Source organism: Colwellia ponticola (assembly GCF_005885605.1).
Lineage (GTDB): Bacteria > Pseudomonadota > Gammaproteobacteria > Enterobacterales > Alteromonadaceae > Colwellia > Colwellia ponticola.
Genome location: NZ_SZVP01000003.1, coordinates 66,837 through 93,540 on the forward strand (window position 1 = coordinate 66,837; position 26,704 = coordinate 93,540).

The following is a 26,704-nucleotide window of genomic DNA, read 5'->3' on the forward strand; positions in this document are numbered from 1 at the left end:
AGCTCTATGACTCAAGTTGCCAGCGAACAACCTCAATTAGACGCTAATGGTTTACGCCAAGCATTGCGCATTGCTACCGGTTGTACTATTGGTTTTGCGTTAAGTAAAGTAATGGATTGGCCCTATGGGATATTTTTTACTATTTATCCTATGTTGTTATTAGGCATGGTACCAACACTAACAATGAGCTCTATTCGTCAGTTTTTTGCCTCCGCAGCCTTTAGTGCTTTTTCGGTATTAATAATACAAGGCTACTTCTCACATATACCCGTGTTAATGATCATTGTAGTGTTTGGTGCCTTTTGTATTTTATTTCATCAAATGAGCAATGGCGGCGCTTTTTTATTTGGCGCTTTAGGTCTTGTGAGTTTGTCCATTCAATTGCACTTTTCTAGTTATATTGACCAAACCAGTAGTATTTATCCGCTTATTATCAGTAATATTTTAGCCATTGTTACCACTGTAATTATTGCAGCCCTTATGCATGGTTTATTTCCTGATGTTGTCAAGCGGCCTATACGAACAATGCCTGTAAAAAGTAAAGCAAGTATTCGCCATGAAGTCTTATTATGCTCAACGGTTGCAACACTCTCTTTTATCGTTTTTCAGGTATTTAACTTACAAGACTCTATTTCGGCGCAATCTTCGTCAATACTGGTATTGCTGTCATTGTGCTGGAAAACAGCAGGCATGGCCGGCTGGCATCGTGCTATTGGTACCTTAATAGGCTGTACAGCGGCGTTGTTGTCACAATTATTGCTTTATAACCATACCGATTTCCTGTTATTTCCCGTGTTAATTTTATGGATTTTATCGTTGATTTTTGCTCGTTTTCATATTTTAGGCGGCGGTGGTCCAGGTATTGGTTTTGGTGTGCTAACCACTTTTGGTATTTTATTTGGCCAGTCTTTAGGGCCAGGACAAGATTTAGTTTACAGTGCTTTATATCGTTTTAGCTCGGTGTCTGTCGCCATTATTGCCAGCTTATCTATGGTATATATTCTGCACCATTTACTTAATCGCTTTAGCGCAACGCGTCATCATACCTATGTTTAATGGTCAAACTGATATAACCAATACCACATTGATTATTATCACTATTAGTACTAAGCTGACTTGCCTTATTATTGAACCACAGAGCTAATAGCAAACGAACTTATCAAAATAGAACTCATTTAATTGACACTTTAACCATGGAAATAAACGTAATGAAACTAGAATCAATAGCGTTGCATGAAGGCTATAAATCAGAAGAAACCACGAAAGCGGCCGCTGTCCCTATTTATCAAACAACCTCTTATACTTTTGATGATACCCAGCACGGCGCTGATTTATTTGACCTTAAAGTACAGGGTAATATTTATACCCGCATTATGAATCCAACCACTGATGTGCTCGAAAAACGCATTGCCGCAATGGAAGGTGGTATTGGTGCGGTTTGTGTTGCCTCTGGTATGGCCGCTATTACCTATGCGCTACAGTGTATTTGTGAAGCTGGTGATAATATTGTTAGTACCAGCGAACTCTATGGTGGTACTTATAATTTATTTGCTCATGCTTTACCTAGACAAGGCATTGAAGCGCGCATGGTAAATCACGATGATTTTGACAAGTTTGAGCAATCTATTGATGATAAAACCAAAGCTGTTTTTTGTGAATCTATCGGTAATCCTGCTGGTAACGTAGTTGATATTGCTCGTTTAGCTGATATTGCCCATAAACATGGTGTGCCATTAATTGTTGATAATACCGTCGCTACGCCTTATTTATGTCGCCCGTTTGAATTAGGTGCCGATATTGTTGTGCATTCACTCACTAAATACATTGGTGGTCATGGCACGTCAATTGGCGGCGCTATTATCGACTCAGGTAAGTTTGACTGGGTTGCTAATAAAGCGCGCTTCCCGGTACTTAATGAGCCCGATCCTGCTTATCATGGCGTAGTATATACTGAAGCATTAGGCGACGCTGCTTACATAGGCCGCTGTCGAGTGGGTCCATTACGAAATACTGGCGCGGCCATCTCACCGATGAACTCTTTTCAAATTCTCCAAGGACTTGAAACGCTAGGCTTGCGTATGGATCGTCATTGTGAAAATGCTGAAAAACTGGCCGCTTACCTTAAACAGCACCCTAAAGTGCAATGGGTTAATTATGCCGCCTTACCTGATAGTCCGCACCACAGTAATTGTCAAAAAATCACCTCGGGTAAAGCCTCGGGTATTTTAAGTTTTGGCATTGCTGGCGGTATAGCATCAGGCACTAAATTTATTGATGCACTACAGATGATTTTACGCTTAGTGAATATTGGCGATGCAAAATCGCTTGCTTGTCACCCTGCTTCGACCACGCATAGACAGCTCAATGATAAAGAGCTTGCCGCTGCTGGTGTGAGTGCTGATTTGATCAGAATATCTGTAGGTATTGAACATATCGACGACATTATTGCCGATGTTAGCCAAGCGCTAGATAAAGTCTAGCTTTAGCTCGAAGGAACAAGCTAAACGATGATTAATCTGCTATTGCCGCATTAATCATCGTCTTACCTATATTTTATTACGTTACTTTTTACGCTTCTTGTAAACTGATTAATAACGCTTCTATTTCTGCTTTTAAGTCTTTATCGGCTATTTTATTGCTGTTGATTTGAGCACTTTCTAAATGCTTAATAGCACTTGCTGTATCACCTAACTCGACTTGTAGTGAAGCAATAGCAAAGGCGATAGAAGACAAAAAGTCTTTAGAGTTAATCGCTTGTGCTTTAGCTAAAGCTTTTTCATAAATGGAAATAGCTAAATCAAAATCGTCGGTAAAATCGGCCAATGTTTCCCATTGCACTGGATGATCTTTATCTGTGTCTTCATTATCTTCACATACTTGCTTTAACTCGGCGTAACATTCATCAAAGCGCAATTGATTTTTTCTATTCACTGCATGCATGAGTTCTTTCGCTAACGTGTGTACCTGTTTGTATATTTTAGTGTTCATGGCTTACCTTGGCTGATGTGTTTGATACTTATTTATCGAATAAAAATGACTTGATAAAGATATTGGCGCGATTATAGCAGTTTCCTTAGAAAGTGTAGAATTTCAATGACAATAAAAAATATTAAGCAACAAACTAGACTCGCTGACTGTCGCTGATATAATTGCTGATTAATAATTATCATTACCAAGGTGTATTTAGACACAGTAGTGATAGATATAAATAAGCCAACAACACGGAGCATTAAGTGAAAAGCTTACTAAAAAGCATTCAATATGACATGTTAGATTTCATCGAAATTAACAATGAAAGTGAACAAGCACTCACCTATAGCTCAGAAGATGTTAGATCTTGTATAACAAGCCTATTAGCCTTTATGGCCGCTATCGAGTCTGAACCACAAACGGATGTTAGCGCTAAAGACCATGTAGATATACTACTATCGGCACTCTCTGATTTAAATGAACGCTGTGGCGGTCAATTAATTGATGAAAGCCAAAGTGAAGATATTATTGAATTTATTGAAAAAACATTGATTTCAGCCAATATCACCTTTACCAGTGATATTGCTAAGGACAGCTTGCTAAGCAATGGTGAATAAGCCTAAAAACAACTAAAAGCAGCAATTAGCCATAAGCAGTACATCGCTAATCGCTAAAAAAATCTGTAGAAAGTGGCGTTAGTATTTCTTCAGGTATTGGCTGTAAGCGCTTTTGTTTATCTAAACACACCATCTCAATATCACCAATAACCGCGGCTTTGCTGGCATTAGGTCGCCACAACTCTTGTCGCCATAAGGTTTTATATTTACCATCAAATTGGTAACTCGTGCGAACATCGCAAATTTCAGCAAACTCAACCCCATCTTGAAAGGTTAAGTTAGCTTTATAAACAGCAAAACCTAACCCTTTTTCTTGCCATAGCGTTGCCAACCTGTCGCTATCAATGACATGCTCACGGGCACGCTCAAAATATTTAAGAAAATTGGGGTGATATACCACACCTGAATGGTCGGTATCTTCATAATATATTTGTACGCTGTGGTGGTATATTTTACTCATAATGCTTGTATAAGCTCCTAACTTACTAAAGAGGCTTTAAGAAGTTTCATGCCGGCTTTTATCGAAATCAGTGCCGTATAACCTAAATCTTTTTTAGCCGCGCTAATATCAAAGTAGTGACTAGTAGAGAGTTGTTTGGCAACAAAGCGCGTCATTATTGGCTCTTGTTGCTTATGTAAGGCTTTATAAAAACACTCAAGCGTTGCACCAACAGCATAAGCAATACCACTAGGGACTCGTTTTGTCACTGGCGGTAAATTAACACAGTGAAGAATGTTATTAAGCATAGCCGCCATAGTAATGGGCTGATCGTTACTAATAAAATACGCTTTACCTGTGCAAGTTGGCTGCGGCTTTGACAACGCCAGCGCGGCTAAAATATGAGCGTATGCCGCATTATCAACAAAAATAGTATCAACCAGCTTATCTTCTTTACCCACTAATTTAAGTTTACCTGTGCGAGCGCGTGCTAACACCCGAGGAACAAGATGCGGATCGTTTGGTCCCCAAATTAAATGCGGACGCAGCGCCACTGTTTTTAAATGCTTATTTTCTATATTATTAGCATTTGTATTAGCTGATGCGGCTAGGACCAGTTGCTCTGCCAGTGCTTTAGATTCACCGTAATAATTTAAAAAATTCTCGGCGTAGGGTTGTGACTCATCAATACCTGCTTCATCAACGCCGGCAAAAGTAACACTTGGCGTACTGGTATAAACTAAGCGAGTAATGCCCAGTGTTTGGCAAGCATGAATAATATTTTCAGCGCCTTGCACATTTGGCTTAAAATAATCATCTTTACTGCCCCAAACGCCTGCTTTAGCGGCAACATGAAAAACTAAATCGCATGATTGCATCGCCGTTTTAAGCGCAGCCAAGTCAGTGATATCGCCTTGTACCATAGTAACGCCCATCTGGCTAAGTTCAGGATAACTTCCTCGGGCAAAACCGGTCACTTTTATATCAGCCATACGCAATAAGCGACAAATCGCCTGACCTAAAAACCCCCCCGCCCCCGTGACAAAAACATGGTTAGTTTGCCTAGCAAGATCACTAAGTGGCTGTTGAACCGCTTGATTAAAAGCATCAACAATATCGCTGTTGCTCTGGCTACGGCTTTGCATAGGCTCACTCATCATTAAAGGGTATTTTCATTAAAATTAATAACTTATTCAAGCTCTGCTTGTGCCCACACTGCCAGTTTTTCACGAAATATTTTCGCGTTATGACGGATATCGACCGGAAAATCGTCATGAATTAAAAAGTGCGAGATGGTAAAGGTTTGTTTATGCGATAACGCGAGTACTTTTAAGGCTGAAAAAAGCGCTGACTCATCAAAATTTTTATTATTTTTCGCTTCATCCGTTAGCTCAACACACAGTACAGGCAAGTTTTGATAACGAATAGTCACTGCCACTAAAGCGCTACGTTTTACATCACTGTGAGTATTAAATATGCGTTCACAAGGAATAGAAAATAAAGTACTTTTTTTGGTTTCAACGCGGTGCGCTTTACGCCCACACATCCATAATCGCCCCGTATCATCAAAATAACCGACATCGCCCATTCGATGACGCACTAACTGAGCATTAGCACTTGCACCACTGACATCTTGGTCGAAAATTTTAGCGCGCGCGGTAGCTTCATCGTCTTGATAATATTGCTGACTAACCATATCGCCTTTGACCACGATTTCACCAATAGTATTCGCAGGTAAGGCTAAGTCTTCATGCCATGTATCAATCACCTCTTCAGTGATCTCAATAATATTAATATCAACACCCTGTACTGCTACTCCAACACAAATACCGCCGCCGTTATCAGTAATATCACTGGTTGCTAGTAAATCGGCACTAGCAATTTTAGTCAAGGGTAGCGCTTCAGTTGCCCCATAAGAAGTTAAGACAGGCACATTTTCATCAAGTAATTGACTAAAGCGTGCTATTGACGGTAACGTTGCTGGCGCACCAGCGGAAATAACGCGCTTTAAGCTACTCAGTTTTACTGGTTTTTTGGCCTGTATTTTAGGCGTTTGGCGAGTGTTGGTCGGTAAAGTATTCGCGGCGACACCTTCAGTATTACCTGAAAGACTACCCGCCTGCCCTAATACTTCTATCAACGCTGGGTTAGCAAATAAATTAGTGCATTGATACTTTTCTATGGCGGCAAAAATATGTTCTGGGTTCGCCTTTATTGGTTTACTGGCATCCATATCAGGCACAATAGAAGCCATACCTAATGCCGGGCCGAATAAGGAAAACAACGGAAAAGTCGCTAAATCGCGTTCACCGGGTTCAATCGTATAATCGTCTTTTAAGGCGGTAATTTGTGCTTCAAACATTTTGTGACTATAAACTACGCCTTTTGGCGTACCAGTACTGCCGCTGGTAAATAAAATGGCTGCCATAGCATTATCACTTAGCTTTACCATGTCAAATGAAGGTGTTTGATCAGGTGCTGGATAACGAGTTAACAGCGTGGTTAAGCTCATACCGCCAATAAGCGCAGCAAGCACATTGTCGCCCGTGCCGCCTTCCGTTACCGTTAAGCATTTTTTTACCGTATTTTTACCCCAAGCAAATAACACTCTAGCTAGGTGAGCTTTAGCAATGCCAATAAAGGCGTCAGGAGAGGATTGAGCAAAACATTGTTTTAGATTTTTAATGCCCATACCTGGGTCAACTAAAATAGGGACAATACCGGCTTTAAATAACGCAAAGGTCAGGGCAAAAAAATCAATACTGGGCGTAACCATCAACACCGCTTTCATGCCTGACTTAATTCCGTAAGCGGTTAGCGCATAAGCAATGTTATCACTGCGCTGGTGTAAGCTTGCAAAATCAATTTCTTGATAAGTTAGCGTGCCGCGCCGACTTTTTTGTACCGCAACAGCAAGTGCAGAAGGCGTTGCTATTGCAGCATGCGCAAGGTGGCGACATAAGTTAGCTTGATTAACCACGGTTTCAGGTGTTTTTTGAGTCGCTTTTTTTGTCGTTATTGTTGACTTAGTTATCGCTGGGGCCATTCTAGGTATCTCTTAAGCTATTTATTTCTCAGCTAAGCCACTTTCAGTCATGACTAAAAAATCATTAATAAGCGGTACAACTTCATCACTGGCATCTTCTAAAATATAATGTCCGCAATCGGCAAACGCATGCACGTGCGCCTGCGGAAAACGTTGTTGCCACTCATCAAGAAAATGCTTATCAAAAACAAAGTCTTTTAACCCCCAACAAATTAACATGGGGAGCGAGGTAAACTGCGCTAAACTGTCACTAATATCAGAGACTAATGAGTAATTTCTATCGCTTGGTTTTAGCGGAATATCTTGTATAAAACGCAGCGTTGAAATACGGTTTTTCCACGAATTAAAAGGCGCGACATACGCTTGACGTATGTCTTTTGCCATCGGTTTTCGCTTAACGCCAATATAAGAAGCAACGCTTGAAAAAGCATTTAAACCGCGCACTAATAACGTGCCAACAAAGGTATTTCGACCTAACCATAATGCCGGCGGTAATTTTTTAGCTTTGGGTAAATGAAAAGCACCGGTATTTAAAATAACTAAGCGCTTAATACGCTCAGGATAGCGCGCAGCATAGCCCATACCAATCATGCCGCCCCAGTCATGGACAACCAGAGTAATATTTTCTTTTATTTGTAAATGCGTTAATAACGCGTCTAAATCATCAATACGATTGGCTAAGGTATAATCATAAGCATCATCACCGGGTTTATCTGATAAGCCACAGCCAATATGATCGGGAACAATACATTGATGATTTTGGCTGAGTTGACTAACGAGGTTACGGTAATAAAAAGACCAGCTTGGATTGCCGTGCACCATAACCACCGGTGAGCCCAGCCCTTCATTAACATAATGATATTGATGGCCATTGCGGTTAATAAAGTTTCGTTTAAAAGGAAACTTTGTGGTTAAGGTATCTTCAACATCATTTTCTAGCCTGTTTTTCGGCATCTGTTCTGCTGTTTTTTCTGACATATTTTTTGACATAGCCTTTGACATAGTTACCACTTAAGCCCCAACATCATACAGTTTAAGCCGCTGCCTATCCCTAAAAAGCTGACATTATCACCTTTTTGTAAAAAGCCTTCATCATGAGCAATAGCTGCCGTCACAGGTAATGACACCGTGCCCATATTGCCCAGTAACTTAAAGGTAGGAAATTCTTTTTCGGCAGGGATATTTAATGCCGTTAATACTTTTTTCTGATTAGCCGCGCCAACTTGATGGCAAATAACTTTATCAATATTGTCTAGGGTCCATTGACGCTGGGCTAAAAAATGCTCCCAGGTATCTTTCGCTAATGAAACACCTTCTTTGAGCAAACTAACCGCATCAGTGCGCATAAATTCACGAAATAATTGTGGACCAACTTCTTTTAAGCCCCACTGACATAAATTATTATGCTCAGGCGCTGACAAATGACTTGCGCCTAGCAATTGATGATTACGCTCGCCCGCTAAGTTAAAACTACCGTCGGTTAATAGCACAGCTACCGCGCCTGAGCCACCGGTTAAGGTCGCTAAAGAACGAGCATAATTTTGCATGGTCGGCTCAGCTAGCATGTCATCGATGGTAACATCAACAATATGACGGGCTGATTCACACGACACCACCAGACCGGCTTTTATTTGCCCTAATTCAATACGGTTAGCAATATCTAAAATACCTGAAAGCACACCTAAACAGGCATTACTGATATCGTAAATGGCGGTGTCTTTTAACACACCAAGTTTTGCAGCAATGCGACAAGCCGTTGCTGGCTCGTGTTGGTCACGACACACACCGGTATAAACAACCGCGCCGATATCAGCAACCTCAATACCGGTTTCATTGATAGCTTTTTTCGCCGCAACAATAGCGCCATCTGACAGCGTATGATCCGCAGGCCACCAACGACGCTGTTCAATACCCGTTAAGGCAGCAAGTTGCCCCATAGGAATACGAAATTTTTGATATAACGGGATCAATCGAGATTCAAGTTCTGTACTGGTAACCACTTCAGGTGCCAGTTCATAGGCTAGGCTATTAATAAAAACGCGGGAATATTTCATTTAGGTAATGATTGCTTATTATGTCTGGGTTATCGTGTTTAGACTATGTTTCAAGTCTACTTATATGCATCTATTTTCATTCATCAACTTATAAATAAATTTATCTGAAAAATGCTTGAAAAATGCTTGAAAAAAGCGAGCGAAATAACCAATTGCTATTGTTTATGTCTATAGGGCGTCATTTGACCAAGAATATGCCGAGGATTCAACAAAAAATATGATTTATCGATAATCATTGTTGAGTCAAATCCTACTATGGGCAACATTAACGCCCTAAGGCTAAGCCTTCTCGACGCGGATCGGCGCCGCCAACAAGGCCACCTTTAGTGATTTCAATCACATGTAAACCACTATTTAATGCTCGCACTTGCACTTGATGCCCTCTTGCTTCAAGCGCAGGTTTTAGTGCGGTAATATTAGTATCTAACTCTAAAGTAGTCACTTGGTTTCGGTTGGTCACGTGAGGTAAATTAACCGCCTGTTGAACATTGAGCTGCCAATCGACAACACCAACAATAGTTTGTGCGACATAATTAATAATGCGGCTGCCACCAGGAGCACCTAAAAGTAAGCGTAACGAGTTATCCTCATTAAATACCATCATAGGTGCCATTGAGCTACGCGGCCTCTTAAGAGGTTCAACTCTATTAGCCACCCAATTGCCATCACGTTTTGGCGCCAGTGAAAAATCAGTTAATTGATTATTAAGGATAAAGCCCTGCACCATTAACGCAGAGCCAAAACCATTTTCAATACTACTGGTCATAGATACGGCATTACCTTGCTTATCTACCACCACTAAATGACTAGTAGATGGCCTTTCAATGGCGTTATCATTGGCCAGTACGACACTATTTTTAGGATTACCGGCGCTAGCTTGCCCCATATCGTTTTTTTCATTAATTAACCCGGCGCGCTTAGCGATATAGTCATCGGCTAGTAACCCCTCAACAGGTACGCTAACAAAATCACTATCGGCAATATATTTACTTCTATCGGCAAAGGCTAAGCGAGCACTTTGTGTTAATAAATGCACCGCTTGCAATGAGTTAGGTTGATATTGCGACAGTTCAAATTGTTGTAATTGTGCTAATAGTTGAATCACGGTAATGCCGCCCGAGCTTGGCGGCGCCATACCGCAAACTTTATATTGATGATAAGGCCCACAAACCGCTTTTCGCTCAACTGCTTGATAGTTTTTCATGTCCTCAAGACTTAATAGCCCTGGCGAAACCGCTGAGTTTTGTACTTTTTCAACAATTTTTTTCGCTATCCAACCGTTATAAAAAACAGCTATGCCGTCTGTAGCAATACTGCGCAGAGCTTTCGCAAGCTTAGGGTTTTTTAAGGTATCGCCCGCTTTAATGCCAATACCGTTGGGGGCAAAATAGTCTTTAATTTCAGGTAAAATATGAATACCGGGATTAAAATTCATCGCCAGTAATAATTCTAAACGCGGCGACACAATAAAGCCGTTTTCAGCTAAAGCAATGGCGGGTTGAAATAACTCAGCCCAAGGTAATACGCCAAATTGTTGATGCGCCTTTTCAAGCGCAGCCAGTAATCCTGGTACGCCAACAGATTTACCGCCAACGACAGCGTCAATCCAACTAAGTGGCTTGCCATTTTCATCTAAAAACAACTCACTGGTTGCTGCTTTCGGCGCGGTTTCTCTACCATCATAAGTAGTTAGTTGTTGCTTTTCTTTATGCCAATGCAGCATAAACGTGCCGCCGCCTAGCCCTGACGATTGTGGTTCAACTAAACTCAACACCAGTTGCATAGCAATAGCAGCATCAACCGCACTACCGCCTTTATCAAGCATAGCTAATCCGGCTTTGCTAGCATAAGGATTAGCCGCTACCACCATATATTTTTTGGCCGATACCGCTTTTTTTTCATTAAAACCGGTTGCGGCTTCAGGCTCGCGAATTTCACGTTGTGCTTGTACGGTTTGACTTAACAAAAGCGGTGTAACCAAGGTGGTTAACATAAAAATACGTAATAGCAATGAATGATAGATCATCAAGTGTCCTTAAGGTTTTTCTGGTCTAAAAGAGCGGGTCTAAAAGATAAGTGGAACTGGTTAAATTGGTTAAACTTTTCAAGTAGCGGCTGATATTTTCCCGCTTGACTGGCTTGTTCTTGGCTCATGTTATTGGCTGTACCATTATTTATAACAACATCACTGCCTGCTTCTAACAGTGCTAGTGCATAACAGCAGGCCTCTAAGCTCGATAACGCATTTTTTTTAGCGACTTTACGAATATGATATTGTCCTGCGTTGGCAAGGTGCTCTGGCAAAGACACTTGCGGTAGGTGCGCTAGTTTTGTTGATAGCATAAACATTCGATACGCTTTTTTCCAGGTGCCATCAAGGATCACTAAACAAAGTGGCTTTACTTTCGCTTGGCTATTTGATTTTTGTGACGTTGAGGCGTGTTGAGCTAAGTCCTCTGGAGCTAAATCACTTCGAACTAAGCTTGCTTGCTTGTTCATTTCTAACGATAAGCTAAATGAGGCACATAACTCACGGCTTAGCACTTGTGCTTGTGCACCCGGATAAAGTAATACCGCTTGATACTGTGCTAACACCTGTAAAAAGTCTGGCTGTTGTTCAAAAACCTCACCGACAAGTACTTGGCAAGACTGTAATGATTTTGCCAATAATGCGACTGTGCCTTTGCTTTGTGATACTTCACTGGGATGTTGTAATACCAGCACATGAATATCATTAGCAATATCGGCGGTAAAAGCACAAATACAGGCTTTTTCTGGTCGTTGACAACCGAGACAAAGGATTCGAGACATAATAAATATAATGTAATAAAGAAAATGAATTCAATTAAATAAAAGCGCAATTAACAAAGCAGCCATTGTATACTTTATCACTCTATTTTAAGAGTCTTTAAACTCTTTAAACGCTATTGAATGAACACATGATATTAACTTTGAAAAACTTACCTTTGAATAAGCAACACACCCTGATGGTGATCAGCATTTTTTTACTCGCCATACTCGCTTGGCTGTTCAACGAGACGGTTAGCGAACGCTTAGTTTATCAACGCCAGTTAATTAATCAAGGTGAGCTATGGCGACTTTTCACCGGTCATTTCTTACATACTAACCTTAATCACCTGTTATTAAATTTAACGGCGTTAGTACTTTTATGGCTATTACATGGCCATTTTTATAGCGTTAAAAATTATAGTTTACTCTTTATAACCTCGGCATTAATTTGTAGTGTCGGTTTATTTTATGGCGCCCCTGATGTTCAACAATATGTGGGTTTATCAGGCGTGTTACACGGCATTTTTATGTTTGGCGCCATTATGGATATTCGCCATCAAGATAAAACCGGCTATTTATTATTGACTGGCGTTTGGCTAAAAATAGCCTATGAGCAACTTTACGGGGCAAGCGAGCAGATATCGAGTTTAATTAATGCGACGGTAGCCATTGATGCCCATTTATGGGGCGCGGTCGGAGGGTTATTGTTTAGCTGTGGTTACCTTGTTGTAAACAAAAAAGCTCGCTATAACGAAAAAAGGTCAAAAGCATAAGCCTTTGACCTTTTTCTTTATTTTTCTAGGTAAACCTTGCTATGTTAAAAACCGTTAGGATTTTCAGACTGCCAGCGCCACGTATCGGCGATCATTGCCGTTAAATCAAGAGTTGCTTGCCAACCTAACAGCTCATTAGCTAATGAGGCATCGGCATAAACGGTTGCTAAATCCCCTGCTCTGCGCGGTACGATTTGATAAGGAATATCTTGCTGACTGATCTCTTTAAAGGTATTAACTATTTCTAATACCGAGGTGCCATTACCGGTGCCTAAGTTGATTGCCTGACAACCTTTAACGCTACCTTTGCCGTGCGATAAGCTATCTAGAGCTTTAACATGACCTTTTGCTAAGTCAACCACATGAATATAATCACGTACACCAGTGCCATCTAGAGTGTCATAATCATCACCAAACACTTGTAACTGAGCTAAACGGCCGACCGCAACTTGCGCCACATAAGGTAGTAAGTTATTAGGAATGCCATTAGGGTTTTCACCGATTAGCCCTGATTGATGAGCGCCAATAGGGTTAAAGTAACGTAAGCAAGCAATAGACCACGAGGGATCACTCTTGGCTAAATCAAACAGAATATGCTCAACCATCAATTTAGTTTGACCATAAGGGTTAGTCGCAGAGGTTGCCATGGTTTCATTTAACGGTGACACGTTATTACCATAAACCGTTGCCGATGAACTAAACACTAAGTTTTTTACTTGGTGTTTTGCCATCACTTGTAATAGCGTGACGGTACCTGAAACATTATTTTGATAATAAGCTAACGGTATTTCAGTAGATTCTCCAACCGCTTTTAAGCCGGCAAAATGAATGACCGCTTCAATAGTATGCTCAGTAAATACTTGCTCCAGTGCATCTGCATCACACACATCAGCTTTGATAAAGGTCACGGTTTTATTGGTGATTTTTTCAATGCGTTCAAGTACTTTAGTTGAAGAGTTTGATAAATTATCAACAATAACAATATCTTGTTCATGGCAGTCTTGTAATAACTCCACCACGGTATGACTACCAATATAACCCGTACCACCGGTAATTAATAAGCTCATTATGTTCCTTTAACTCTTGAGATAATATATGTTGCCAGTACTTATAGGTCGCTAAAATCCGCCATCTAAAAGTACTGCTTAGTTCTTATTATCTTAACGTTTAGTTTTTTACTTTGATACTACTTTCTAAATTGTATAGCTAAGATTGATAGCTAAGGCTGATAATAGCGCTCAACCTGTTTAATAAATTCCGTTAATTTACTTACCGGTAAAGCATTCACACCAGCTGCTGCTGCTCTACCACCACCAGTAGCAAATTGCGCGCAAATATCGCCAGCGCCTTGCTTGTTGTTTAACGGCGCACGTAAGCTTACCGTATAACTGGCTTCAGCAGAGTTATCACTTTTATTTAATGTTAAAACAATATGCGCTCTATCGGGTGCTTGGTTGGCTAAGTCATTACCAAATACGCCACTAACCCGCCTTGCCCAAGGCTCATCAGCTAACTGCACCGTTTTTACACGGTTTGTGTCACTGATCACTTCTGCTGATTGCGCTTTAGCCATATCGGTTAAATAAGCCTGTTTTAATTGCCAAAATAGTGACCCCTGCTCATTAATCAAGGTAAAGGGATCTGGGTATGCTAACAAGGCTTGATATAATTTAGCAGGATGAAAATGTAAGTCATCAATACTGGCGCCATAACCATTGTAATTAATATAAATACCTAACTCATTTAGCTGAGTTTGTTCTATTTCGGTTAAGCCCTGTTTCACGGCCAGCGCTTTCGCCGAAGCTTGCATATTATCGCCAAAAGCCGCGGCAATGGCCCAATTAGCATACTGACCTTGCAAAAAATCATTCACTAACAAACTTGTACAAATATTGGCATCAGTATTGATTAAGGTAGTTAGCGAAGATGATTTAGGGATGTCACCAGTTCTGTGGTGATCAACATAAAATACCTCAACCTGATTATTGAGTAATGCTTGTAATGCTTCATTGTTTTTTTCAAGTGAAATATCAAGTACCGTTACTGCACACGCTTTCGTGACATCAACTTGTTTAAGCAGATTAATATCACGTTTAACGCCGGTAATCAGCACAGACTCTTTCGGCGCGGCTAAACGTAATTGCAATAAGGCAATAATACCGTCGGCATCGCCATTAAAGACATCATAATGCATAAAATATATTCCTAAGCGGGTGTCGATGTTACTGTCGATGTAAAAGCTTGTGCAGGAATAAAGCCTTGCGCCATTAAGTAATTAACAATTTGCTCTGCGCATTGCTCAATAGATTGCGTGTCAGTTTTTACATGAATTTGTGGTGCAACGGGTACGTCATAGGTTGAATCAATGCCGGTAAAGTCTTTAATTTCGCCAGCGCGGGCTTTTTTATACAAGCCTTTAGGGTCTCGCTGCTCACAAACACTGATAGGAGTATCAATAAACACTTCGATAAATTCACCCTCTTCAAGCTTAGCTTTAGCTAAGGCTCTATCACTGGCAAAAGGAGAAATAAATGCCGTTGAAACAACTAAACCGGCATCAAGAAATAATTTAGCCACTTCAGAAATTCGGCGAATGTTTTCAACACGGGCTTCGTCACTAAAACCTAAATCACCATTTAAACCGTGACGGACGTTATCACCATCAAGTAAATAGCTATGACAGCCGAGTGTAAATAGCAAAGCATCAACGGCATTGGCGACGGTAGATTTACCTGAGCCACTTAAGCCGGTATACCAAAGTAATGCCGGTTTTTGTTTTTTAAGTTCAGCACGTTGTAATTTACTGATTTGCGGCTTATGCCACACGGTATTCTCAGTTTTCATGGTCGTTGTTTGTGTTGTCATGCTATTTTTTGTCATGTTAAATAAACTCTATGTTGTTATTTTGGGCATTAATATACAACGCCTTAGAGCTAAGCGTTCGTATATTAAAACCGCTATATATAAATAGGTCACTGTAAAAAAGATAACGTTAAAAGTGGCTTAAAAAAGCATAAACTAAAACGGATAAATAATAGGAATAACCAAAATCACTGTCATGCTATAAATCAGTGAAATAGGTAAGCCAAAACTAACGAAGTCCTTTAATTGATAATTACCCGCGTTATACACCATCACATTGGTTTGATAACCATAAGGGCTAATAAAACTACCACTGGCTGCAAATGCCACTGCCATAACAAAAGGAGTTGGGTCTACCCCTAAACCTAAGGCAATATTATAAGCAATAGGAAAGGTTAACGCAGCAGCAGCGCTATTGGTAATAAGCTCGGTCATAATTAACGTTAGAAGAAAAATAATCACAAAAGCAAGGTAAGTACTTTGGTCAAATAAATAGCTTTGAATACTTTGTGCAAATATTGTCGCAATACCAGTATTTTCAATGGCTGATGCTAAGGTCAGCGCACCTAATACTATCATCCAAATTTCGAGTGGAAAGCGGCGTTTTATTTCATTAACGGATAATGAGCCACTGAAAATTAACACGGCTAAATAAATAAATAAACAGCTCAGTAATGGTAACGGCGTAAATACTGAGACTAGAATAGTGGTGATAAACCCCCAAACTGTGGTGTAATCACGCCAGCCACTAAGCATATTGTCAGCTTGATGCCCTGATAAAATATAAAAGTTTTTTGATAAATTAGGTCGGGTAGCAAAATCTTTCCCTACCGCTAACACCAGAAAATCCCCAGGTTGCAAGACAATATCACCTAACTTGCCCGATAAAGCCGAGCCTTCTCGGCGTACAGCAACCACAGCAGCATCAAAACGTGCACGAAAGCCGGCTTTTTTTAAGGTTTTTCCTGCAATGGTCGAGTCAGTCTTAACCAGTACTTCGGTTAAATTATCACGTAATACATTCTCTCTTAGTAAATTACCTTGCTCGGCATAAAGATTTAAACCGTCAAACTGCTGTAAGGTTAATACTTTAGATATATCACCACTGAAAATAAGTTTGTCTTTAGCTTGGACACACTCTTCTGGACACACGGGAGAAATGAGTCGACCTTGACGTACTATTTCAACTAAAAACAAAGCGTTTAAGTTTCTCAGGCCATTTTCTTCAATTGTCTTACCAATTAAACTTGAATCTTTAGCCACTTCGGCTTCGACTAAGTAGTCATTCGTGGTTAGCTCATCATCAACCGAATTAGGTAACGTGCGGCTACGTATTAAAATCACAAATAAACATAATACGAAAGCAGCTAAACCAATTAAGGTAAAGTCGAAAAAGCCAAAACCTTCATAACCTTGTTTAATCAATAAACTGTTAACAATAAGGTTAGTAGACGTACCTACTAGGGTTAGTGTGCCGCCTAAAATAGCGGCAAACGATAACGGTAATAATAACTTACCGGCATTAATGAGTTTATTTTTTTTTACGGTATTTATCAGTGTTGCCACCACAGCGGTATTACTCATTACCGCAGAGGCTAACGCCGTACCAATTAATAAACGTAAGGTAGATTTTACTTTTGAGCCATTAAAAACACTGGCGGATAAACGCCTTAAAATACTGGTACGTTCAAAAGCGAATGAACATAGCACCAGCAATACTAAGGTAACAAGACCTGGGTTAACCGCATTAGTTAAAATATCATCAACGCTCACAAACGACAAAGATAAACACAATAATACCGTTACCGAAAAAACCCGCTCTGGTACTTTACTGTATTTAACTAAGCTGACAAAAGTGGCTATAAATACGCCTATCATCAACCACTGTGTTAGTGACATAGTTATCCCTATTTTGAAAAAAAGACGCCATAAACACTGTGACCAAAAGGTATTGGGCGTTTATGGCGATATTTGCACTAAAAAGTCGGCTTAAGAGAACCTAGGCTACTTTTATTTATATTAATACTAGTGAATGCTTATTTAGTGATATCACGAGCACCCCAGTGTGGGAACTGCTTGCGCACTAACGCATTTAACTCTAATTCAAACGTTGAGTAAGTCTGCTTTTTCTCGTCAATAGCATGATTTATCATACCAGCACCAACAGTCACATTACTTAATCTGTCTATAATAATGAAAGCACCTGTGCCTTTATTATCTTCATAAGCATCAAAATGTAATACTTCGCTGGTAACAAAGTTAACAATACCAATATCGTTAACCGCTAATTGCGAGCTAGGTAGGCTTTCCATGGTATTAACATCATACCTGTTGACGATATCTTGCGCATGACCAGTCGTCATTTTGCTACCATGTTTGATAAAGTATTCACGACCCGATTCAAGTTCGTTTTCATGCATCCATACAACGGTAGCACTAAATTCTTTTGCTGAAACGGGTAAGCTGCCTTTTTTAACAATGATTTCACCGCGGCTAATATCAATCTCATCTTCTAAGGTTAGCGTAACGGCCATACCTTTATCAGCGCGCTCTAAATTGCCATCAAAAGTCACAATGTCTTTTATAACGCTTTCTTTACCTGAAGGTAGTGCAACAATGGTATCGCCCACCAATACATGGCCCGAAGCAATCGTACCGGCAAAGCCTCGGAAATTAAGGTTAGGTCGATTAACGTACTGCACAGGAAAACGAAATTGAGTGAATTCCTCTTTTGTATTCACATCAATGGTATTAAGCAACTTCATTAACGTAGCACCTGGATACCAAGGCATATTGGCGCTTTCATCAACAACGTTATCACCGTTAAGTGCTGATAATGGCACAAAACGTACATCAGAAAAATTCAATGACTCAGTAAATTCACGGTACTCTTTTTTAATTTCTTGATAACGCTCTTGCGAGTAATCAACCAAATCCATTTTGTTTACTGCAACAACAATGTGCTTGATACCTAACAATGAGCAAATAAAAGAGTGACGACGTGTTTGTGTTTGCACACCATAACGGGCATCAATCAAAATAATGGCAATATCACAAGTCGAAGCACCGGTGGCCATGTTACGAGTATATTGCTCATGACCAGGGGTGTCGGCAATAATAAATTTACGTTTGTCGGTTGCAAAGTAACGATACGCTACGTCAATGGTAATGCCTTGCTCACGCTCAGATTGTAATCCGTCAACCAATAAGGCTAAATCAATGGCTTCACCGGTAGTACCTGATTTTTTTGAATCTTTTTCAATGGCAGCCAATTGATCTTCAAAAATCATTTTTGAGTCATGTAAAAGGCGTCCTATTAAGGTACTTTTACCATCATCTACGCTACCACAAGTTAAAAAACGTACTAATTCTTTGTTTTCATGTTGCTTTAAATAAGCTTGAATATCGTCTGCGATTAAGTCTAATTGTTGACTCATAAGTTTTTCCTTCGGAAATTTTAATCAAATAAAATGTTATTAAAAATGGTGAATAAATTAAGGTTAGAAATAACCTTCCATTTTTTTCTTTTCCATTGAACCTGCGCTATCGTGGTCGATAACACGACCTTGACGCTCTGAGGTTTTGGTCAATAACATTTCTTGAATAATTTCAGGTAAAGTATCAGCGGTTGACTCAACCGCACCCGTTAATGGGTAACAGCCTAGTGTTCTAAAGCGCACACTTTTCATTTGTATTTCTTCATCTTCACCAATCGGCATACGATCATCATCAACCATAATTAAGGTGCCGTCACGTTCAACAACAGGACGTTTTTCAGCTAAATACAATGGGACAATTGGAATACTTTCTAAATAGATGTACTGCCAGATATCAAGTTCCGTCCAGTTCGATAATGGGAAAACACGGATACTTTCACCTTTATTTACTTTACCGTTGTAGATGTTCCATAACTCTGGACGTTGGTTTTTTGGATCCCAACGGTGATTTTCATCACGAAATGAATAAACACGCTCTTTCGCACGTGATTTTTCTTCATCACGACGGGCACCACCAAAAGCAGCATCAAAACCGTATTTGTTCAACGCTTGCTTTAAACCTTGGGTTTTCATGACATCGGTATGCGCTGCACTACCGTGAGTAAATGGACCCATGCCCATTTTAATGCCTTCAGGGTTTTTATGAACTAATAATTCGAAATCGTAGTCTTTCGCCATTTGATCACGAAAGGCAATCATTTCTTTAAATTTCCAATCCGTATCAACATGTAATAACGGGAAAGGGATTTTACCTGGGGCAAAAGCTTTACGAGCCAAATGGAGTAATACTGCTGAGTCTTTACCAACGGAATACAACATTACCGGATTATCGAATTCAGCAGCTACCTCACGAAAAATATGGATAGATTCAGCTTCAAGTTTTTTTAAATGGGTTAAATTCATTGCAATACAAACTTTATGAAGGATTAATAAAGCTATCATGCCACAAATAAATTAATTTAATATATAAGAAAGTCACTTTATATAACCAAGCGCGATATAAAAATAGCATTTAATATAACTAAAGGTAATATAGAAAGTTCAGCTGCGGATGGAAAATATGAAATAGAACCGCGTTAATGCAAACAAAAGCGAATATAAAAGCCAGCATTGCACTGGCTTTATATAAGATGAGTGAGAGTATGAGCTATTAAAGACTTAACCTCTCTCTATTCATATCAACAATCTTGTCACCAATACCACTGACTTTAGTGAGTTCGTCAATAGACTTGAAGTCGCCAAACTGCTCGCGATAAGCAATAATGGCTTGTGCTTTAGTATGCCCTACGCCTTTTAAAGTGATTAATTGTTCATACGTTGATTGGTTAAGGTTAACAATGTGCTGCTCTGTTACATTAACCATTTGTTCTTGTACTGGTTGGTTAGCATTAACATCTTTTGCAAAACATAATGGGGTGTTAACCAGTAAAATAGTCGCTAAAGTTAGCGCAGAGAGGGTTTTATTGAAATAATTGAATTTATTGAAATAGTTGGCTGTATTATTCATCCTGAAATTCCTTATCAAGTTATCCGCTATATATAATTATCCTTTAAAAACAAATACTAATAATTACTACACATACTAATAATTATTTAGCAGTCATTATTAGGTGTAGAACGCTATGCCTTATTTGTCAAAAAATGACGTTTTTTTGTCCACATTCACTTTTTGACAAATAGACCATCGCAACTAAAAAGACATCTCTACTAGCACTTTGCGCAGAGCTTAATTAGAATAACCGTCATTATTATCGTCGTTGGTATAAGTGTAAAGAAATTATGAATAAAGCAAGCAGCCTGTTAACCCCTGTATTGGCTAAGCGCCGTGGCAAAAACCCCGATAAAAAAAGCTGGCATAACTTACCTGGTAGCAGTCGCAGTTTTGCGCTATATCAAGCGGCAAAAACCGCTAAAACCCCTATTTTATTAATTACCAACAACACCCCTGAAGCATTAAAATTTGAGCATGAATTACGTAGTTTGGCCAAAAATGACCAACAAAATAAGGCCAGTATTTGCTTGTTTCCTGATTGGGAGACTCTGCCTTATGATAATTTTTCACCACATCAAGATATTATTTCACAGCGCCTAGCCACCTTATACCAATTATCACGGATGGAGACTGGTATTATTATTGTGCCGGTGACCACCCTAGTACAAAAACTGGCGCCTAAGCAGTATATAGAAGCAAACAGTTTAATCATAAAAACCGGTGATAAACGAGATTTACATCAAATGCGACAAGCCCTTGAAGCAAGCGGCTATCGCCATGTTGATCAAGTACTAGAGCACGGTGAGTTTTCAGCCCGAGGCGCTATTTTAGACTTATTCCCTATGGGCAGTAATAAGCCGTTTCGTTTAGATTTCTTTGATGATGAGATTGATGAAATTCGACTTTTTGACCCTGAAAGTCAACGTTCAAAAGAAAAGATTGAGGCGATTAACTTATTACCTGCCCATGAATTTCCTATTGATGAAGCCGGTATTAGCTTATTTCGTCAACAGTTTCGTGAACAATTTACCGGTAATATTCATAAAGAGTCTGTTTATCATCAAGTAAGTAATGGTATTTTACCTCCGGGTATTGAATATTATCTGCCACTGTTCTTTGCTAGCGAAACTCATAGTAATGCGGATAGTAACGATAATAAAAGTGATAAAACAGCAGCTCTGCTCAGTAATACCCTATGTGATTATTTAACCGATGATACCTTAGTGGTTATTAGCGGAGATATTAAACACGCGTTAACACAATACTGGCTTGATATAGAATATCGCTATGAAAATAGACGTTATGATCCCACCAGACCTTTATTACCGCCAGAGCAGCTATTTTTAACCGCTGATATGCTGTATAGCGCTTTAAAACCTTTTGACCGCATCACTATTGCAAAAGACTCGTTACCTGAGCCTACCGTAGCTGATACCCATCAAGGCGTCGTGTCAGACGAAGCGACAGATAACGTTAAAAGTAAAGCTAGCGAAATATACTTTGATGTTAAGCCTCTACCGGACTTAACCATTAACCATAAGTTAAAGCAACCATTTCAATTAATTAATCAATTTATTGCCAGTAAAGACACCCCTAACAAAATATTATTTATTGCCCAAAGCCAAGGTCGCCGCGAAAGTGTACTGGAGTTACTTGAACGTGATCATATAAAACCTGCGCAGTTTACCACTATTGACGATTTTATTAATGCCACCGACACTATTGGTATTACGGTCAATAGCTTAACGCAAGGTTTCTCTTTTCAAGCCAAAGGACATAGCACTAAAAACGCTATCGCACTGGTTACCGAGGCGGAGCTATTAGGTGATCATGTTTCCCAAGCAAGACGTCGCAGTAAAGCACAAGACTTACAAGCTGATGCCTTATTTAAAAACCTTGCCGAGTTAACCATTGGCCAACCGGTTGTTCATATAGAACATGGTATTGGTCGCTATTTAGGGCTACAAACCATTGAAAATGGCGGCATTGTTACCGAGTTTCTTATGCTCAGTTATGCCAATGAAGCCAAGCTTTATGTACCCGTCAGTGCTTTACACTTAATTGGCCGTTACTCAGGTACCGATAGCGATAATGCCCCCTTACATAAGTTAGGTACGGATACTTGGAGTAAAGCCAAGCAAAAAGCGGCTGAAAAAGTGCGTGATGTGGCTGCAGAATTATTGGATATTTACGCCAAGCGCGCTAGTAATCATGGCCATACGTTCAAACGTAATAAAGAAGATTATCAAGCGTTTACTGACAGTTTTGGCTTTGAAGAAACTTTTGATCAAAAACAAGCTATTAACGCGGTAATGAGTGATATGTTATCGCACAAAACCATGGACCGACTGGTGTGTGGTGATGTCGGTTTTGGTAAAACTGAGGTAGCGATGCGCGCCGCTTTTCTGGCCGTAAATGATGGTAAACAAGTGGCAATACTGGTGCCTACGACCTTACTCGCGCAGCAACATTATGAAAATTTTAGAGATAGATTCGCTAACTGGCCAGTAGTCACTGAAGTACTATCACGCTTTAAAACCGCTAAAGAGCAAAAAGAAGTGATTGCTCGTGTTGAATCAGGGCAAGTAGATATTCTTATTGGCACTCATAAACTACTGCAAAACAGCATTAAATATAAAGATTTAGGCTTATTAGTTGTTGATGAAGAGCACAGATTTGGTGTTAAGCAAAAAGAAAAAATAAAGCAATTACGCAGTAACGTAGATATTTTAACCTTAACGGCAACGCCTATCCCACGTACCTTAAATATGGCCATGGGCGGCATGCGTGATTTATCAATTATTGCCACCCCACCAGCCAAACGTTTAGCGGTAAAAACCTTTGTTCGTGAGCACGATGAAGCCTTGATCAGAGAAGCTATTTTACGTGAAACATTACGTGGTGGTCAGGTGTATTATTTGCATAATCACGTTGAAAGTATTGATAAAACGGCTGCTGACATTCAAAAATTAGTGCCCGAAGCCAGAGTAGTCACTGCTCATGGACAAATGCGTGAGCGTGAACTAGAGCGCATTATGAGTGACTTTTATCATCAACGCTTTAACGTTATTGTTTGTACCACCATTATTGAAACCGGTATTGATGTACCTAGCGCCAATACCATTATAATGGACCGAGCCGATCACCTTGGTTTAGCACAACTTCACCAACTACGTGGCCGTGTTGGCCGATCACATCATCAAGCTTACGCCTATTTATTAACGCCACACGAAAAGCGTATGACCAAAGATGCTAAAAAACGTTTAGACGCTATCGCCTCATTAGAAGATTTAGGTGCTGGTTTTACGCTCGCAACACACGATTTAGAGATTCGTGGCGCAGGAGAATTATTAGGTGAAGACCAAAGTGGCTCCATGTGCCAAGTCGGTTATAGTTTATATATGGAAATGCTTGACCAAGCTGTTGCTGCCCTCAAAGAAGGTAAGCAATTATCGCTTGAGCAAGTGATGTCTAATCAAACTGACATTGAATTACGTATTCCAGCGCTGTTACCTGATGACTATATTTTTGATGTCAGTTTACGATTAAGCTTATATAAACGTATTGCCAGTTGTAAAAATAAAAATGAGCTAGACGATATTCAAGTAGAGTTAATTGACCGCTTTGGTTTATTACCACCACCAAGTAAAAACTTAATACAGATAGCTAAATTGCGTCTTAAAGCGCAAGCTATTGGCATATCGCGCATTGAAGCGAGTGCTAGCGGTGGCTCCATTGAATTTAGTAATGATACCAGTGTTGATCCTATGTTAATTATTAAGTTAATTCAGAGCAATCCTGCGGTTTATCGTATGGCGGGGGCCAGTAAGTTAAAGTTTGTAAAAGCCAATGAAGATACCCAACAACGCTTTACTTTAATTACTAATATATTAAATGACTTAGCGGTATAATAAACCTGAGCAGACTTTAATCTAGCTCTGCATAATATTCGCTCAACCGATAAATTTTTGCCTTAATACACGGAACTTTAATGAAATACCCTGTAATTATTAGCTCAGCCTTAACGTCGTTATGCTTGTTAGCTAGTCATAGCTCTGTGGCAGCGCAGAGTAACGATTCTTCAGATGATCAAGCACGTTGGTTTGAAATTGAGGTAATACTTTTCAAACATGTTACTGACAATTCGGCAAGTAACGAAAAAAATAGCGAGCAGTTTTCTGCAATAGATCTAAGCAGCAAAAAGCGTAACGCTTTAGATCTACTTGCCCCTTATTTACAACCCGATATCGCTTCATTAAAAAAATTACTGCCCAATTGTGAGCAAGCTGCGCCAATATTCCCTTATCATATTACCCCTACAAGGTTATGGACTGATGAGCAAAGCAGTGACGGTATTACTCAAAGCGCTCATGCTGGAGGTACTGACATTGAAGGGACTGGCATTGAAGGTAGTGACACGCAAGCTACTCATACTCAAGACACCAGCGCTGAACACGTTAACGCGACACGCGCTAACATTAAAAGTAATCGAGCAAGTGATTCTGTGACAAATGAATCGCTACATTTAGCAACTCGTCAATTACTTACTGAGCCACTTACTGAGCCAGCAGTAGAGACGAATGCTGAAACTCAAAGCAAAATTTATACAGCAAGTTCCATTGAACTACCCGTTTATAATCGTTACCCCATTACCAACCAAACACCTTTATGCGTTATTCCAGATCAATTTTTTCAACAACACTTAACGTTAGCCCAGCTAGAGCGCTTTGCTATCGATGGCTTTGCCATAGAGAATATGCCAAAGTCAACCGATGGTTTAGAGCAATGGCAAGATGATGATGATGGTCAAATAACCTGGGCAAGTGATGAACCTTACTTACTTAGCAACGACTCACTACGTTTGCACTCCATTGTTGAACGTATTAAATGGTCTCGTGACTATGCGCCTTTATTACACTTAGGTTGGCGTCAAACGGGCGAAAGTAGCAGACAAGCAACTGCCGTTCAATTATATGCCGGTGAACACCTTGAGTTAACCTATCAACAAGCACAGGTAAAAAAAGAGGCTGAACAACTAGCACTTGAAATACAAGAGATTTTAACAAAAAGAGAACAGGATCAGGCGCTTATAAATCAGCCTTTATCAGTAGTCTCACCTGAAGAAAATAACGCCGCGGTTAATGAAAGTGCGTTATCAATAACGCAACAATTACACTTACAAGCACAACAGCAGCAACTTAATAGTTTGTATGAGCAGTTTACTTTACTGACATCCCAGCTGATAGATCCCGTAATAGAGCAATCAACAGACCCGTTAATCAATAAGCCAACTAGCCCAAAAAATAATGATGTTAACGACGAGCTAAACACGTTTGAGACAATACAAAACGATCGAGCAATCAAAGCGATTGTTGCTCAGTTATCGACGGATATCACTGCACAAGCAGCACCGTTAAGCCTTAAGTCAGGGCCAAGCTCAGCCTTCAGTAACTCAGCAAATAGCCAAGTAACCATCTCCAAACCATTACAACCTTGGTCGGTAGACGGACTTTTTACAGTGCATTTAGATCACTACCTTTATATTAATACCGAGTTTAATATTATTGACACGTCAGCTAGGTCAAAGTCTACATCGGCATTAACCGCTAAGCAAAAACAAGCAAACGAAAATGAGGTGATCTCTTTTAAGCAAGACCGCCGAGTGATCACCGGAGAAATTCACTATTTTGACCACCCCGATATCGGGATGGTCGTGCAAATTAGACGCTTTGATCCCAGCGCACCCGCTGATGAAGCTGTCACTCAATCAAAAAAGTAAACTCAAGATAAACTCAAGCACGATTAAACATAAGGCTTAACGAAAATGGATAAAGAAATTGAAATTCAAGCGGCAGTATTTCGCCGTTTACTAGCGCATTTAGACTCACGTAAAGATGTACAAAACATTGAGTTAATGAATTTAGCTGGTTTTTGCCGTAACTGTTTTAGTAAATGGACGGTGAGTGAAGCAGAAAAGTTAGGGGTGGAAGTTGATATTGATACCGCGCGCGAACAAGTTTACGGTATGCCATACAGTGACTGGAAAGAAAAACATCAATTGCCGGCTACACAAGAGCAAATGGCGCAGTTTAATGCGCTCAATAAAAAGTAGCTCACAGTAAAACTGTGTTCAGCACTTTGGGCTCTTTCCTTGAGCAAGTGCT

The 26,704-nt window shown here is 39.9% G+C and carries 22 protein-coding genes; 7 read left to right on the forward strand and 15 right to left on the reverse strand.

Annotated elements, in window-relative coordinates; genetic code table 11:
• Positions 1 to 6: 6 nt before the first annotated feature.
• The gene (locus tag FCS21_RS05075) at positions 7 to 1,056 is read left to right on the forward strand and encodes a DUF2955 domain-containing protein (protein ID WP_138621082.1); all 1,050 of its coding nucleotides are present in this window, start codon (positions 7 to 9) and stop codon (positions 1,054 to 1,056) included.
• 152 nt (positions 1,057 to 1,208) lie between these two features.
• Positions 1,209 to 2,480, forward strand: coding sequence for an O-acetylhomoserine aminocarboxypropyltransferase/cysteine synthase family protein (locus FCS21_RS05080; RefSeq protein WP_138621084.1), 1,272 nt, complete (start codon positions 1,209 to 1,211; stop codon positions 2,478 to 2,480).
• 88 nt (positions 2,481 to 2,568) lie between these two features.
• On the opposite strand, the gene FCS21_RS05085 is transcribed toward FCS21_RS05080, so the two are convergent.
• Positions 2,569 to 2,988: a tetratricopeptide repeat protein gene (locus FCS21_RS05085; protein WP_138621086.1), complete on the reverse strand. Its 420-nt coding sequence runs from the start codon at positions 2,986 to 2,988 to the stop codon at positions 2,569 to 2,571.
• 245 nt (positions 2,989 to 3,233) lie between these two features.
• On the opposite strand from FCS21_RS05085, the gene FCS21_RS05090 reads away from it, so the two are divergent.
• On the forward strand, positions 3,234 to 3,587 hold the full coding sequence (locus FCS21_RS05090; protein ID WP_138621088.1) for a hypothetical protein: 354 nt from the start codon (positions 3,234 to 3,236) through the stop codon (positions 3,585 to 3,587).
• 46 nt (positions 3,588 to 3,633) lie between these two features.
• Here the strand turns inward: FCS21_RS05090 and FCS21_RS05095 are convergent, their stop codons facing one another.
• The 7 genes from FCS21_RS05095 to FCS21_RS05125 all read right to left on the reverse strand — a co-directional run bounded on the left by FCS21_RS05095 (position 3,634) and on the right by FCS21_RS05125 (position 11,937).
• Entirely contained in the window at positions 3,634 to 4,047 is a 414-nt protein-coding gene (locus FCS21_RS05095) for a thioesterase family protein (RefSeq protein WP_138621090.1), read from the reverse strand.
• A 17-nt stretch (positions 4,048 to 4,064) separates the two neighbouring features.
• A complete protein-coding gene (oleD, locus tag FCS21_RS05100) occupies positions 4,065 to 5,171 on the reverse strand; it encodes a 2-alkyl-3-oxoalkanoate reductase (protein WP_246047028.1) in 1,107 nt (368 codons plus the stop codon).
• A 44-nt stretch (positions 5,172 to 5,215) separates the two neighbouring features.
• Positions 5,216 to 7,072, reverse strand: coding sequence for an olefin beta-lactone synthetase (gene oleC, locus FCS21_RS05105; RefSeq protein ID WP_138621092.1), 1,857 nt, complete (start codon positions 7,070 to 7,072; stop codon positions 5,216 to 5,218).
• 21 nt (positions 7,073 to 7,093) lie between these two features.
• Positions 7,094 to 8,026: an alpha/beta fold hydrolase gene (locus tag FCS21_RS05110; RefSeq protein ID WP_138621459.1), complete on the reverse strand. Its 933-nt coding sequence runs from the start codon at positions 8,024 to 8,026 to the stop codon at positions 7,094 to 7,096.
• A gap of 50 nt (positions 8,027 to 8,076) precedes the next feature.
• A complete protein-coding gene (locus FCS21_RS05115) occupies positions 8,077 to 9,126 on the reverse strand; it encodes a 3-oxoacyl-ACP synthase III (protein WP_138621094.1) in 1,050 nt (349 codons plus the stop codon).
• 265 nt (positions 9,127 to 9,391) lie between these two features.
• Positions 9,392 to 11,152 (reverse strand): gamma-glutamyltransferase, encoded by a 1,761-nt coding sequence (ggt, locus tag FCS21_RS05120; protein WP_138621096.1) that lies wholly within the window; start codon positions 11,150 to 11,152, stop codon positions 9,392 to 9,394.
• Positions 11,152 to 11,937, reverse strand: coding sequence for a tRNA-uridine aminocarboxypropyltransferase (locus tag FCS21_RS05125; RefSeq protein WP_138621098.1), 786 nt, complete (start codon positions 11,935 to 11,937; stop codon positions 11,152 to 11,154). Before FCS21_RS05125 ends, ggt begins: the two co-directional genes overlap by 1 nt.
• 128 nt (positions 11,938 to 12,065) lie before the next feature.
• Between FCS21_RS05125 and rrtA the strand changes: the two genes are divergently transcribed.
• On the forward strand, positions 12,066 to 12,689 hold the full coding sequence (gene rrtA / locus FCS21_RS05130; RefSeq protein ID WP_138621100.1) for a rhombosortase: 624 nt from the start codon (positions 12,066 to 12,068) through the stop codon (positions 12,687 to 12,689).
• A gap of 44 nt (positions 12,690 to 12,733) precedes the next feature.
• Here the strand turns inward: rrtA and galE are convergent, their stop codons facing one another.
• From galE to FCS21_RS05165, 7 genes are all read right to left on the reverse strand, one after another.
• Positions 12,734 to 13,756: a UDP-glucose 4-epimerase GalE gene (gene galE, locus FCS21_RS05135; RefSeq protein ID WP_138621102.1), complete on the reverse strand. Its 1,023-nt coding sequence runs from the start codon at positions 13,754 to 13,756 to the stop codon at positions 12,734 to 12,736.
• Positions 13,757 to 13,908: 152 nt separating this feature from the next.
• Positions 13,909 to 14,883 carry a DHH family phosphoesterase gene (locus FCS21_RS05140; protein ID WP_138621104.1) on the reverse strand — a complete coding sequence of 325 codons (975 nt, stop codon included), beginning with the start codon at positions 14,881 to 14,883 and terminating at the stop codon, positions 13,909 to 13,911.
• An 11-nt stretch (positions 14,884 to 14,894) separates the two neighbouring features.
• Complete coding sequence (cysC, locus tag FCS21_RS05145; RefSeq protein ID WP_246047030.1) at positions 14,895 to 15,569, reverse strand: adenylyl-sulfate kinase; 675 nt, start codon at positions 15,567 to 15,569, stop codon at positions 14,895 to 14,897.
• Positions 15,570 to 15,707: 138 nt separating this feature from the next.
• Complete coding sequence (locus tag FCS21_RS05150; protein WP_138621106.1) at positions 15,708 to 17,450, reverse strand: SLC13 family permease; 1,743 nt, start codon at positions 17,448 to 17,450, stop codon at positions 15,708 to 15,710.
• Positions 17,451 to 17,587: 137 nt separating this feature from the next.
• The gene (gene cysN / locus FCS21_RS05155) at positions 17,588 to 18,988 is read right to left on the reverse strand and encodes a sulfate adenylyltransferase subunit CysN (RefSeq protein ID WP_138621108.1); all 1,401 of its coding nucleotides are present in this window, start codon (positions 18,986 to 18,988) and stop codon (positions 17,588 to 17,590) included.
• A 63-nt stretch (positions 18,989 to 19,051) separates the two neighbouring features.
• Entirely contained in the window at positions 19,052 to 19,951 is a 900-nt protein-coding gene (gene cysD, locus FCS21_RS05160; protein WP_138621110.1) for a sulfate adenylyltransferase subunit CysD, read from the reverse strand.
• Between the two features lie 247 nt (positions 19,952 to 20,198).
• Entirely contained in the window at positions 20,199 to 20,555 is a 357-nt protein-coding gene (locus FCS21_RS05165; RefSeq protein ID WP_138621112.1) for a ComEA family DNA-binding protein, read from the reverse strand.
• Positions 20,556 to 20,827: 272 nt separating this feature from the next.
• Here FCS21_RS05165 and mfd point away from each other — a divergent pair, with 272 nt between their 5' ends.
• From mfd to FCS21_RS05180, 3 genes are all read left to right on the forward strand, one after another.
• Positions 20,828 to 24,451 (forward strand): transcription-repair coupling factor, encoded by a 3,624-nt coding sequence (gene mfd / locus FCS21_RS05170; protein ID WP_138621114.1) that lies wholly within the window; start codon positions 20,828 to 20,830, stop codon positions 24,449 to 24,451.
• Positions 24,452 to 24,531: 80 nt separating this feature from the next.
• A complete protein-coding gene (locus FCS21_RS05175) occupies positions 24,532 to 26,319 on the forward strand; it encodes a CsiV family protein (protein WP_138621116.1) in 1,788 nt (595 codons plus the stop codon).
• 45 nt (positions 26,320 to 26,364) lie between these two features.
• On the forward strand, positions 26,365 to 26,652 hold the full coding sequence (locus FCS21_RS05180; protein WP_138621118.1) for a DUF1244 domain-containing protein: 288 nt from the start codon (positions 26,365 to 26,367) through the stop codon (positions 26,650 to 26,652).
• The last annotated feature ends 52 nt before the right edge of the window (positions 26,653 to 26,704 follow it).